The sequence below is a fragment of the Lentzea sp. NPDC036955 genome (assembly GCF_055608005.1).
Window position 1 is genome coordinate 846,140 of sequence record NZ_JBVJRC010000001.1, and the last position, 13,595, is coordinate 859,734.

2 protein-coding genes and 1 pseudogene are annotated in these 13,595 nt (G+C 73.1%); 1 reads left to right on the top strand and 2 read right to left on the bottom strand.

Annotated elements, in window-relative coordinates; genetic code table 11:
* Window positions 1-44: 44 nt before the first annotated feature.
* On the bottom strand, window positions 45-4,853 hold the full coding sequence (locus ACZ7CF_RS03950) for a type I polyketide synthase (RefSeq protein ID WP_470368896.1): 4,809 nt from the start codon (window positions 4,851-4,853) through the stop codon (window positions 45-47).
* Window positions 4,850-10,162: pseudogene (locus ACZ7CF_RS03955) on the bottom strand (type I polyketide synthase); the annotation flags it as partial. The gene ACZ7CF_RS03950 and the pseudogene ACZ7CF_RS03955, both read right to left, overlap by 4 nt.
* Before the next feature lie 608 nt (window positions 10,163-10,770).
* On the opposite strand from ACZ7CF_RS03955, the gene ACZ7CF_RS03960 reads away from it, so the two are divergent.
* Complete coding sequence (locus ACZ7CF_RS03960) at window positions 10,771-13,554, top strand: AAA family ATPase (RefSeq protein ID WP_470368743.1); 2,784 nt, start codon at window positions 10,771-10,773, stop codon at window positions 13,552-13,554.
* Window positions 13,555-13,595: the final 41 nt, after the last annotated feature.

The window sequence follows — 13,595 nt, forward strand, 5'->3', positions numbered from 1 at the left end:
CGGTGTGTCGCCACTCCTGTGCGAAGCCGAGGGCCGCGGCCGGATCAGGCCGAGCCGAGTTCTTTGTCGATGAAGGCGAAGACGTCGTCCGCCGACGCCTCCTCCAGCCGTCCGGCCAGCACAGCCGCCCCGTCACCGACGAGGGCCTCGTTCAGGTCGGTGAGCAGCGCCTGCAGCCGCATGGTGATCCGGCCCTGCTCCAGGTCGGACGGGCTCATCGCGGTCAGCCGGGCGGCCATGCCCTCCAGCTCGGCCACCACGCCGTCCACGGTGCCCGCCGCGTCCGCGGCCGCGCCGCCGCCGATCTGCTCGTCCAGGTGCCGGGCGAGGGCCAGTGGCGTGGCGTAGTCGAAGATCAGCGTCGCGGGCAACGGGACGCCGGCCGCGCTGCTGATCCGGTTGCGCAGGTCCACCGAGGTCAGCGAGTCGAAGCCGAGGTCGCGGAACGCGGTGCCCGGCTCGATCGCGGTACCGCTCTCGTAGCCCAGCACCGACGCGGCCTGGGTGCACACGAGGTCCTGCAACGCCCGGTCGCGCTCACCGGCGGTCAGGCCGGCGAGGCTGTCGGCGAAGCCCGCGAGCTCGGCGGTGCCGGCACCGCCGCCCGCGCTGACGGTGGCACCGGGAAGCTCCGCCAGCAGCGGGCTCGGCCGCGTCGCGGTGAACGCGGGGGCGAAGGTGGACCACTCGACGTCCGCGACGGTCACCGCGCTGTCGCCTCCGTCGAGCGCACGGCGCAACGCCACCAGCGCTTTGCCGGGGTCGAGCGCCGTGATGCCCATGGCGGCCGTCGCGGAGCGCACCGCGCCGTGTGCCGCCATGCCCTCGCCGCCCCACGGTCCCCAGGCCACCGACGTCGCCGCGAGTCCCATGCCACGGCGGTGCTCGGCGAGCGCGTCGAGGTAGGCGTTGGCCGCCGCGTAGTTGGCCTGGCCCGCGCCGCCGACCGTCGCGGTCAGCGAGGAGAAGAGCACGAACGCCGAGAGGCCCTTGTCCTTCGTCAGCTCGTGCAGATGCCTCGCGGCGTCGGCCTTCGGCGCGAAGACGCCGCTGAACCGCTCGGGCGTGAGCGAGTCGAGCACGCCGTCGTCCAGCACGCCCGCGAGGTGCACGACCGTCGAGAGTGGACGGTCCGCGGGGATGCCGTCGAGCAGTGCGGCCACCGCGTCGCGGTCGGCCACGTCGCAGGCGACCAGGCGCGCCTCGACACCCGCCGCGGCCAGTTCGGCGACGAGCTCGTCCGCACCGGGTGCCTCCGCGCCGCGCCGCGAGATCAGCAGCAGGTGCTTCGCACCCTGGTCGACGAGCCAGCCGGTGACGGCGGCGCCGACCGCACCGGTGGCGCCGGTGACCAGCACCGTTCCCTCCGGCTCCCAGCGGGACGCGATCCGCGCGGGCGCGGGTTCGAGCCGCCTGCCGTAGGCGACGGACTCGCGGACGAGCAGCTGGTCCTCGTCTCCCGGGTCGGCGAGCACGGCCGCGAACCGCGCCACGGCGGCGGTTCCCAGCTCGGCGGGCAGGTCCACGACGCCGCCCCACCGGTCGGGGTGCTCCAGCGCGGCGACCCTGGCGAGGCCCCAGACCGCCGCCTGGTCGACCCCGGTCACCGCGGATGAGGCACCGTGGGCCATCGCATCCCGTGTGACGCACCAGAGCGGTGCGCCGTGGCCGGCGTCGCCGAGGGCCTGGACGAGGGCCGCGGTCACCGCGGCCGCCTCCACCGCGGTGCCGGCGGCCGGTGCGAGCAGCGACAGCACTCCGTCGGCGCCGGGGCCGGCCGAGGCGAGCAGCTCGGCGAGCGCGGTGCGACCGGTGCCACCGGGCACGGCGAGCACCTCGGTCCGCAACCCGGCCGCCGCGAGACCGTCGAGCACCGCGCGCGTCCAGTCGTCGGGGTCCCGCGGTGCCAGGACGAGCCAGGAGGCCGCTCCACCGGGCGTCGCGGGCGGTGCCAGCGGAGCCCACGTGACCCGGTGGCGCCAGGCGTCGGCGGCCGCGTCGGCGCGCTGCCGGTCGTACCACGAGGCGAGTGCGGGGAGCACCGGCGCGACCGAGTCCTCGCCGACGCCCAGCGTCGCGGTGAGAGAGGCCAGGTCCCCTTCGGACACCAGGTCCCAGAAGGCGGCGGTCACGTCGCCGCGGGTGCCTGCGGACCGTTCGGCCTGCAGGATCGGCGCGTCCTCCCAGTAGCGGTCGCGCCGGAACGGGTACGTCGGCAGGTCCACCTTGCGCCCGCCGGCGAACACGGTCCTCCACTCAGGACCTCCACCGGTGGTGTGCAGTGCGCACAGAGCTTCCACGAGGGTCTCGTCCTCGGCCCGGTCGCGCCGCTGCGTGCGGAGGACCGCGACCGTCTCGCCCACCACGGCCAGTGCCATGGTGGTCAGCACCGAGTCCGGCCCCACCTCGAGCAGCCGCGTCGCGCCTTCCTCGACCAGCGTGGAGACACCGTCGCCGAAGCGCACGGCCTGGCGCACGTGCCGCACCCAGTACTCCGGTGAGGTCAGCTCCTCCGCCGTGGCGAGCACGCCGGTGACGTTGGAGACCACCGGCAGCGAGGGCTCGTGGAACGTCAGTCCGGACAGGACTTCGCGGAACTGTCCGAGCATCGGGTCCATGCGGTGCGAGTGGAAGGCGTGCGAGACGGTCAGGCGGGTGGTCTTCTCGAAGTGCGCGGCCACCGCGGTCACGGCGTCCTCGTCACCGGAGATCACGACCGAGCGCGGTCCGTTGACCGCCGCGATGTCGACGCCCTCGGTCAGCAGCGGGACGACGTCGGCTTCGGCGGCCAGCAGCGACACCATCGCACCACCGGACGGCAAGGCCTGCATCAGCCTGCCGCGCGCGGCCACCAGCGCGACGGCGTCCTCGACGCTCAGCACGCCCGCGACGTGCGCGGCCACCACCTCGCCGATCGAGTGACCGCCGACGTGGTCGGGACGCACGCCCCAGTGCTCCAGCTGGCGGTAGAGCGCGGTCTCGAAGGTGAACAACGCCGCCTGCGTGTAGGCCGTGCGCGCGAGCGCCGTCACGGCGGCCGGGTCCTCGGGGTCGGCGAACATCAGGTCGCGCAGCGGTTCGTCGAGGTGCTTGCCGAACGCCAGGCAGAGCTCGTCGAAGGTCTGCGCGAACACGTCGAACCCGGCGTGCAGCGTGCGGCCCATGCCGGGTCGCTGGGAACCCTGGCCCGAGAAGAGGACCGCGAGCCCGCCGGGCGCCCCGGCGACGACGGCGGGGGTGTCCCCGGACGCGACCGCGCGCAGCGCCTCCAGCAGTTCGGCGCGGTTCCTGCCGGTCACGGCGGCGCGGTGGGAGAACGCCGCGCGCGTGGTGGCGAGCGAGAACCCGATGTCGAACGGATCGGCGTCGGCGTCGTCGCCGAACCTCGCGCGCAGCCGGTCGGCCTGACGCCGCACGGCGTCGGACCCCTTGCCCGACAGCACCCACGGCACCACCGGCAGCGCGGCGCGCTCCCGCTCCTGCCCGGCGGCGGGCTCGGGTGCCTGCTCGACGATCACGTGCGAGTTGGTGCCGGAGATGCCGAACGACGAGACGCCGATGCGGCGCGGGTGGTCCTGCTCCGGCCAGTCGCGGGTCTCGGTGAGCAGCCGGACGTTGCCCGCGGACCAGTCCACGGCCTTGCTCGGCTCGGTGACGTGCAGCGTCTTCGGGAGCACGCCGTGCCGGATCGCCTGGACCGCCTTGATGATCGAGGCCACGCCCGCCGCCGCCTGCGGGTGACCCATGTTCGACTTGATCGAGCCCAGCCACAGCGGCGCCTGGCGGTTCTGGCCGTAGGCGGTGATCACGGACTGCGCCTCGATCGGGTCCCCGAGCGTGGTGCCGGTACCGTGCGCCTCGACCGCGTCGACGTGGTGCGGTGCGAGCCGCGCGTCGGCGAGCGCCTGCTCGATCACGCGCACCTGCGCCGGGCCGCTGGGCGCGGTGAGGCCGTTGGAGGCGCCGTCCTGGTTGACCGCGCTGCCGCGCACGACGGCCAGCACCTCGTGCCCGTTGCGCACGGCGTCCGAGAGGCGTTCGAGCAGCAGCATCCCCGCTCCCTCCGACCAGGCGGCACCGGCCGCGTCGTCGGAGAAGGAGTGGCAGCGCCCGTCCGGGGACAGCGCGCGGCGCTCGCTGAACTCGAGGAACATCTCCGGGCTCGCCATGACCGCGGCGCCGCCGGCGAGGGCGAGCGTGCACTCCCCGCGGCGCAGCGACCCGATCGCCGAGTGCAGTGCGACCAGCGAGGACGAGCACGCGGTGTCCATCGTGACCGCGGGCCCCTCCAGTCCGAGCGTGTAGGCGATGCGGCCGGAGACGATGCTGCCGGAGATGGTGCCGCCGACGTAGTCGTGGTGCATCAGTCCGACGAAGACCCCGGTCGGGGTGCCCTTGCAGGCCCCGGGGTCGATTCCCGCGCGCTCGAACGCCTCCCACGTGACCTCCAGCAGCAGCCGCTGCTGCGGGTCGGTGCCCGGAGCGTCCTTGGGACTGATGCCGAAGAACGCGGGGTCGCACTCGGCGGCGTCGTGCAGGAAGCCGCCCTCGCGGACGTAGGAGGTGCCGGGCGGGCCGGGCTCGGGGACGTAGAACGACTCGGCGTCCCAGCCCCGGTCGGACGGGAACTCGCTCACCACGTCGACGCCGTCGGCGACGACCTCCCACAGGTCCTCCGGCGTGCGCACCCCGCCGGGGTACCGGCAGCCCATGCCGATGATCGCGATGGGCTCGCGGTGGCGGTCCTCCAGCTCGCGGACGCGGCGGCGGCTGCGCTCCAGCTCCGTCGTCGCCCGCTTGAGGTAGTCGCGGAGCTTGTCCGCAGTCGCCGAATCTGCCGTGGCATCCATCAGAGGGCTCCCAGTTCGTTGTCGATCCTCGCGAAGAGCTCGTCGTCGCTCGCCTCGCCGGCATCGGGCGAGGCGGGTTCGGAGCCGTCCGTGCGGCCGTCGCGCCAGGCGTGCAGCAACGCCTCCAGCCGTGCCGTCACGCGGGCCTGCCCGTCACCGTCGCCGTGCAACGCGCGCAGGGCCGCTTCCAGGCCGTCGATCTCGGTCAGCACCGCCTGGGCGAGGTCCTCGGGACCGGGCACGAGTGCGGCCTTGAGGTGCGCGGCGAGCGCGATCGGGTTCGGCTGGTCGAACACCAGCGTCGCCGGGAGGGTCAGTCCCGTCGCCGCGGCGAGCAGGTTGCGCAGCTCCACGGCGGCGAGCGAGTCGAACCCCAGCTCCTGGAACGCGCGGCCCGGGTCGATCGACTCGGCCGACGGGTGGCCGAGCACACCGGCCACGTGAGTGCGCACGAGGTCCAGCAACGCCTTGTCCCGCTGCGCTTCGGTGAGCGACGCGAGTCGCTCGCGCCAGCCCGCGCCGTTCGCGGCGCCGGCACCCGGCTCGGCTGCCCGCCGCGGTGCGCGCACGAGACCGCGCAGCAACGGCGGCACACCGCCCGCGCGGTGCCGCACGGCGGCCGCGTCGAGCCGAGTGGGGACGAGCACCGCCTCCTCGCCACCGACCGCGGCGTCGAAGAGGCGCAGACCCTGCTCGGCGGTCAGCGGCGGGAACCCGAGGCGCCGCAGGCGTTCGGTGTCCGCCTCGTCCATGTCGTCGCTCATGCCGCCGGTGCCCGTCCACAGGCCGTAGGCGAGTGAGACGGCGGGAAGTCCCAGCGCGCGGCGGTGCTCGGCGAGCCCGTCGAGGAAGGTGTTCGCCGCGGCGTAGTTGCCCTGGCCGCCCGGTACCAGCGTGCCCGCGGCCGACGACAGCAGCACGAAGGCCGACAGGTTCCGTTCGCTCGTGAGCTCGTGCAGGTGCCACGCGGCGTCCACCTTCGGCCGCAGCACCCGGTCGACGCGCTCGGGGTCGAGCCCGGCCAGCACACCGTTGTCCACCACGCCGGCCGCGTGCACCACGGCGCGCACGTCGTGCTCGGCGAGCAGCGCGGCGAGCGCCGCGCGGTCCGTCACGTCGCAGCGGGCGAGCGTCACCGACGCGCCGGCCGCCTCCAGCTCCGCGCGCAGCTCCTCGGCGCCGGGCGCGGCCGCTCCCCTGCGCCCGGCCAGGAGCAGCCGCCGCACACCGCGTTCCGCGACGAGGTGCCGCGCGAGCTGCGCGCCGAGGCCACCTGTGCCGCCGGTGATGAGCACAAGTCCGTCGGAATCCCAGGACAGCGGTTCGGCCGACTCGGCCCGTGCGAGGCGCGGCACCCACAGCTCACCGCCGGCGACGACGACCTCCGGCTCGCCGACGGTCAGCGCCGCGCGGACCGCGTCGTCGGCGGCGACCTGCTCGTCGGTCGCGGCCAGATCGGTGCTCACGACGAGGAACCGGCCGGGGTTCTCCGCCTCCGCGGCGCGGATCAGCCCGCGCACGGCCGCGTGGGCGAGGTCGCCCGTGCGCAGCACCACGGCCAGGCGGCGTCCGGCGGACAGCGGGTCGTCCAGCCACCCCCGCACCCGGTCGAGCGTCGTGTGCACGCGTTCCCGCACCATTCCCGGCACCTCGTCACCGGCGTCGGGCACCGGCGGGACGAACACGGGGTCGGTGTCGGAGCGGTCGGCCGCACCGGACGCCGCGACCAGCTCGATCCGGTACAGCGGCAGGTCCGCGGAGCCCGCGAGCGCCTCAGGGGACACCGGGCGCGCGACGAGGCTGCGCACACTGGCCACCGGGTGCCCGTGCTGATCGGACAGCTCGAGCGACACCGCACCCGTCCCGTCCGGCGAGAGCCGCAGCCGCAGCACGTCGGCACCGGCGCGGTGCAACCGCACCCCGCCCCACGCGAACGGCAGCACGGCACGTCCGTCGGGCAGGTCGAGCAGGTTGACGTGCAACACGGCGTCGAGCAGCGCGGGGTGCAGGCCGAACCCGGCGGCGGTGCCCCGGGCGGAGTCGGGCAGCGCGGCTTCGCCGAACAGCTCGTCGCCGCGGCGCCACATGGTCCGCAGGCCCTGGAACACCTCGCCGTAGCCGTAGCCGGTGCGCGCCAGCCGCGGGTACAGGTCGGCCAGCTCGACCGGCTCCGCTCCCTCCGGCGGCCAGACCTCCGGCGCCGCGGCCGCTTCCCCCGCACCCGCGGCCAGGGTGCCGCTCGCGTGGCGCGTCCAGGAGCCACCTTCGTCTGCGGCGTCACCCCGGCGGGACCAGATCGTCAGTTCACGGCGGTCCGGCGCGTCGTCGCGCGCACCGCCGACGACCACCCGGACGGCCACCGCGCCGTCGCCGGGGAGGAGCAGCGGTGCGTCGAGGGTCAGCTCCTCGACGGTGTCGCACCCGACGTGCTCACCCGCTCGCAGGGCCAGCTCGACGAACGCCGTACCGGGCAGCAGCACCGCGCCGTGCACCGAGTGGTCGGCCAGCCAGGTCTGCGCCGTCGGCGAGAGCCGTCCGGTGAGCACGGCGGCCCCGCTTTCGGGCACGTCGGTCGCCGCGGGCACCAGCGGGTGCCCGGTCGAGTGCTGGCCGAGCCCCTCCGGGTCGCCCGCCGGCGTCGTGCTCTCCTCCAGCCACAGCCGTTCGCGCTGGAACGCATAGGTCGGCAGCTCCACCCGCTGGGCGTTGTGGGCGGCGAAGAAGCGCTCCCAGTCGACTGTGCCCCCCGCGGCGTGCAGGGTCGCGGCGGCGCTGACGACGTCCAGTTCCTCGTCACCGTCGCGGCGGAGCCCGGCGATCGCCACGCTGTCACCGCCGAGTGCGTCGGCGGCGAGCGCGGTGAGCGCGGCGTCCGGCCCCAGCTCGACGAACCGGCGCGCGCCGAGCGCGTGCGCCGCCGCCAGCGCGGGGGCGAAGCGGACCGGTTTCACCACGTGCTCGACCCAGTACTCCGGTGTGGTCAGCGCGGTGGTCGCGAGCTCACCCGTCATCGTCGAGACGATCGGCACCCGCGGCTCCGCGTAGGAGCACCGTTCCGCCACCTGCGCGAACTCCGCGAGCATCGGACGCATCAGCGGCGAGTGGAAGGCGTGGGACACGGTGAGCCGCTTGACCTTCCCGAACCGCGCGGCGAGCTCGTCGACGGCTTCGGCCGTGCCGGAGATGACGACCGACCGCTCGCCGTTGACGGCCGCGAGTGCCACCTGGCCGGTGAGGAACGGCGCGACCTCGGCCTCGGAGGCCCGCACCGCGGCCATCGCGCCCCCGGACGGCAGTGCCGCCATCAGGCGACCCCGCGCACCGGTCAGCGCGACCGCGTCCTCCAGCGAGAACACACCGGCGACGTGAGCGGCGGCCAGCTCACCGACCGAGTGGCCGACCAGGTGGCCGGGCACGATCCCCCAGGACTCGAACAACCGGTACAGCGCGACCTCCACGGCGAAGATGGCGAGCTGCGCGTAGTCGGTGCGGTTCAGCAGCTCGGCGTCGCCGTCGATCACGGCGGCCAGCGGCTCGTCCAGGTACCGGTCCGCGAGCACGCACACGGCGTCGAAGGTTTCGGCGTACACGGGGAACGCCGCACGCAGCGCGCGGCCCATGCCGATCCGCTGCGAACCCTGGCCGGTGAACAAGAACGCCGTCGAACCCCTCTTGCCGGCCAACGGGGACGCGAGGGCGAGCCGGTCGAGCAGCTCCCCCTCGTCCCTGCCGACGGCGATGACGCCGTGCTCGAACCTGGACCGCGTGACGGCAAGGGACAGCGCGACGTCCGCACTGCGCAGTTCGGGGTGTTCGGCGAGGTGTGCTCGCAGGCGGGCACGCTGGTCCTCGAGCGCACGCGGCGTGCGCGCGGTGACGATCCACGGCACCGCGGAACTCGTCGGTGTCCCGGCCTCCGGGGGCGGTGCCGGCGCGGGAGGCTGCTCCAGCACCACGTGCGCGTTGGTCCCGCTGAGCCCGAACGAGGACACGGCGGCCCTGCGCGGCCGGCCGGTCTCCGGCCACGGCTGCCGCTTCACCGCCAGCTCGACGGCGCCCGCGGTCCAGTCCACCTGGTCGGTGGCGGTGTCGGCGTGCAGCGTCGGCGGAACCTCGCCGTGCTTCATGGCCAGCACCACCTTGATCACGCCCGCGATCCCGGCCGCGGCCTGGGCGTGACCGATGTTCGACTTCACCGAACCGAGCAGCAGCGGGTGCGCGCGGTCCTGACCGTAGGTGGCCAGCAGCGCCTGCGCCTCGATCGGGTCGCCCAGCGCCGTACCGGTGCCGTGCGCCTCCACGACGTCCACGTCCGACGGCTTCAGACCGGCACTCGCCAGCGCCTGCCGGATGACGCGCTGCTGCGACGGCCCGTTCGGCGCGGTCAGCCTGCTGCTCGCACCGTCGGAGTTGATCGCGGAACCGCGGATCACCGCGAGCACGGGGTGACCGTTGCGCTGAGCGTCGGACAGGCGTTCCAGCAGGACCATCCCGGCGCCTTCGCCCCAGCCCGTGCCGTCCGCGTCGGCCGAGAACGCCTTGCACCGGCCGTCGGGAGCAAGTCCGCGCTGCCGTGAGAAGTCCACGAACGTCTCGGGAGTCGACATCACCGTCACGCCGCCGGCCAGCGCGAGTGAGCACTCGCCGGACTGCAGCGCGCGCACCGCCCAGTGCAGCCCGACCAGGGAGGAGGAACAGGCGGTGTCGACGGTGACGACCGGGCCTTCGAGCCCGAAGGTGTAGGCGACGCGACCGGAGGCGATGCTCGCGGCGCTGCCGTTGGAGAGGTAGCCGTCGAGGTCTTCCGGGACCGAGGTGATCCTGGTGGCGTAGTCGTTGTACATGACGCCCGCGAAGACTCCGGTGCGGCTGCCCCGCAGGGACGACGGGGCGATGCCGGCACGTTCAAACGCCTCGAAGGACGTTTCGAGCAACAGCCGCTGCTGCGGGTCCATGGCGAGCGCTTCACGCGGGCTGATGCCGAAGAAGTCGTGGTCGAACTCGGCGGCGTCGTGCAGGAATCCGCCCGTGCGGGCGTAGGTGTGCCCGCGGCGCGACGGATCGGGGTCGTACAGCGCCGAGATGTCCCAGTTCCGGTTCGACGGGAACTCCGAGATCGCGTCGACACCGGAGGAGACCAGGTCCCACAGGTGTTCCGGCGCCGTGACGCCACCGGGGAACCGGCAGCCGATCCCGATGATCGCGACCGGGCCGCGTTCCCGCTCTTCCTGCTCGCGCAACCGCTTCCGCGCCTCCCGCAGCTCCGCCGTGGTCCGCTTGAGGTAGTCGAGAAGCTGATCTTCGTTGTTCACCAGCGCGCCATCCGATCACGATCGCCGTGCCTGTTCGGCCGTTGGCTTCCGCCCGCGGACCCCCTTGGCCGCTCTGCATCGGAGGCTAGGGAGACGGCATTCACGTCAGGTACCCCTAATGCCCCCAGGAGGGCGTCCTGCAGTGCAGGGGTCAGACGTGGGGACGGGCCGGCACACCCTGGCGCAGGTCGCTTGCCGGAGAGGGCCGGATGAGACCGGCACACACGCGCGACCAAGTGGTTTAGGAGAATTCCCAGGACGGTTCCGCGTTGATCCGCGAGTCAGTTAACAACGGTGTTACCGGCAGGTTCACCGTCCGGAAAGGATCTTGAACAGCCGGGCGCGAATTGAGACATGCGCCCTTCGTACACCGGCGAAAGTATCCCGAATCGTGCTAGCTTGGACCCATGCCGGGCAACACCGCTGCATGACATGAGCGACTCCGGAAGCAGTCATTGCGGAGTCGTTCCCCGTGAGGTCGGAGTGACCGCGGACGAACGGTCATCACCCTTCTCACCGGCGGTGGCTTCGCACCAGGGCGCGGCCGCACACAACGGCGAGTGCGAGTTCCCCGGCTCCCTGCGGGTACTGGGACGGAATACGAGGCGATGGCGCGCATATTCGGTCGAACGAGAGAACTGGCCAGTCTGCACGAAGCATTCGTCGAGAGCACCAGAGGAAACGGCCTGCTCGTACTGGTGAGCGGCACACCCGGTTCCGGAAAGACCCAGGTTCTCGACGAGTTTCTGATCAGCGTCCGGGAATCGGGTGCGCGGATACTGCACGCCACGGCAGACCCCGCCTCCCGGGACAGACCGCTGAGCCTCGCCCGGAATTTGCTGAAGAACAGCGGAACCGCCTGCCCGGAGCTGTGGAGCGAAAAGCAAGACCACATCGTTTCCGACCGCGTTCACCCTCCGCGAGAAAAAAGTGAAGAAGTCGATTTCCCCACGGCCGAGCTGGAAGCCTCTGCGGAGGCTCTGCTCGGCCGCGCGGACGAGGACTGCCCGCTGGTGCTCGCGGTGGACGACGCCCACCTGATGGACGCCTGGTCCACCACGAGCATCGTGCACCTGCTGCAGCGCGGCCGGTTCCGCAAGCTGCTCGTCGTGTGCACGCTCGGGATCGAGGACGACGCCTCGCGCACCGTCTCCTCCCGGCAGCTGAACCGCCATCCGCACCGGCGCATCCGGCTGGCGCCGCTGTCCGCCGCGGAGCTCGCCGAGCTGCTCGCCGCGGACGCCGGAGGACCGCCTTCCGAGGAACTGACGACCGGGTTCTCCCGGATGACCGCGGGTGTCCCGCTGCTCGCGCACGCGCTCCTGGACGACTGCAAGACGCGCGGCGCCCTGGTCGAGCGGCCGGTCGCGGGAGCCGCGTACCGCAACGCGGTCCTGCAACTGCTGCACCGCAACTCGTCCGAGAAGATCCACGTGCTGCGGCTGCTGGCGTTGTTCGGCGAGTCCGTCCAACACCTCAGCGACACCATCGACAGCGTCAACCTGTCCGAGACCATGGGTGTGAGCGACGAAACGGTCAGCAACGCCGTCGACCGGGGCAACTCGACCGGCCTGCTCACCGGTCGCCGTTTCCTCGACCCGGCCGCCGCGGCCGCGGTGCGCGAGGACATGAGACCGGACCTGCGCACGACCCTGCACTGCAGGATCGCCGAAGCGCTCTACAACTCCGGCGCACCGGCCGAGGTGGTCGCCTCACACCTGCTCGCCGCCGAGCTCGTGCCGGCGGGCTGGGGCACGAGCACGCTGCGCAGCGCCGCGGAGGCGGCGCTCGGGCGGGACGACCTCGAACGCTGTGCCGCCTGCCTCCAGCTCGCCTTGCGCGGCTGCTCCGGCACCGCGGAAAGCCACGAGATCACCGCGGCGCTCGCCAGGGTCGAGTGGCTCACCAACCCGGCCGCGGCAGGCAGACGCCTCGACCCGCTGCGGCAGGCCGCCGAGAAGGGCGAGCTGGACCTGCGTGATGCCACCACGGTGCTCCGGCACGTGCTGTGGCAGGGCGACACGGAGCTGGCCGGTCGGATCGCGGAAGCGCTGCCGCCGCCGGTCTCCTCGGCCGACGAGCTGGTGCGGCAAGAGGTCGACATGATCCGGCAGTGGTTCTACGGCGCGGGCGAACCCGCCGGCCCCTCCCGTTCGAACGGGCACCCCGACAAACGGCGCACCATGTACGGCATCATGGCGCCGCTGAGCGCCCTGCTCAACGGGGTGGACACGGCGGAGTCCACCACCGCGCTGGCGCAGTGCCTGCAGGGCCACCGGCTGGACGACCTCAACCTCGAGATCGTGGCGATGTCGCTGCTGGCGATCGCGTACGCCGGCCAGCCGGCGCTGGCCGGCGCCGCCTGCGAGGGACTGCTGGAGTCCGCCGTCGCGCGGCGTGCCAAGACGTGGCAGGCGATCCTGGGCAGCGTGCAGGCCGAGGTCGCACGATTACAGGGAGACCTGCCGGCCGCGCTGACAGGGGCGAGGGAGGCGGTGGAGCTGCTGGCCCCGCAGGGGTGGGGTGTGCTCATCGGCCTGCCGCTGTCCACCGCGTTGTTCGCCAACCCCGGACTGGGCGCGATCGCGCACAACGAGCAGCTGCTCAACCTCCCCGTGCCGAAACCGATGTACCGCACCGTGTTCGGCGTGCAGTACCTGCGCGCGCGAGGGCACCACTACCTGGAGACCGCGCAGCCGTTCGCCGCGCTGAACGACTTCGAGACCAGCGCACGGCTGATCCGGGAGGGCAACTCCCAGCTGCAGCGCGGCATTCCGTGGCGCACCGACCTCGCCATGGCGTACCTGCGGCTGGGCAAGACGCGCACGGCCCGCACACTGGCCGAGGAGGAGCTGCGACGTTCGCGGACCAGCAGCGCGAACGCCCAGGCCCTCGCGCTGAGGGTGCTGGCGGCGACCAGCAAGCCCTACCAGCGCGCACCGCTGCTCCACCAGTCGATCGACCTGCTCAAGGCTTGCGGCGACCGGCAGTCCCTCGCTCACGCGTACGCCGAACTGGCGTCCGCGCACTACGAGTTCGGCGAGTTCGCCCGCGCACGGCTGGTCGCCAAGCACGCCGCGCGCGAGGCGGAGGCGTGCCGGATGGTCTCCCCCGTCGACCAGCACCTGCTCGAGGACGCGGAACCGACGGCCTCCGACTCCGACCAGAGGGGGACCGTCCTGCTCAGCGACGCCGAACGCCGCGTCGCGCACTTCGCCGTGCTCGGCTACACCAACCGCGAGATCAGCGACCGGTTGCACGTCACGATCAGCACCGTCGAACAACACCTGACCCGCGTGTACCGCAAGCTCAACGTCGCCAAGCGCTCCGAGCTCCCGTCGGACATCATCGTCGGTGAGCAGGCGCAGCGGCAGAAGACGGCGGTGGACTGACAACCGCCCGGGGGACGAGCCCAGACGTGCCGAAGCGGCCC

Bases quoted from the DNA above. Each gene is read 5' to 3' on its own strand.
- ACZ7CF_RS03960 (WP_470368743.1), top strand. From the start codon at position 10,771: ATGGCGCGCATATTCGGTCGAACGAGAGAACTGGCCAGTCTGCACGAA.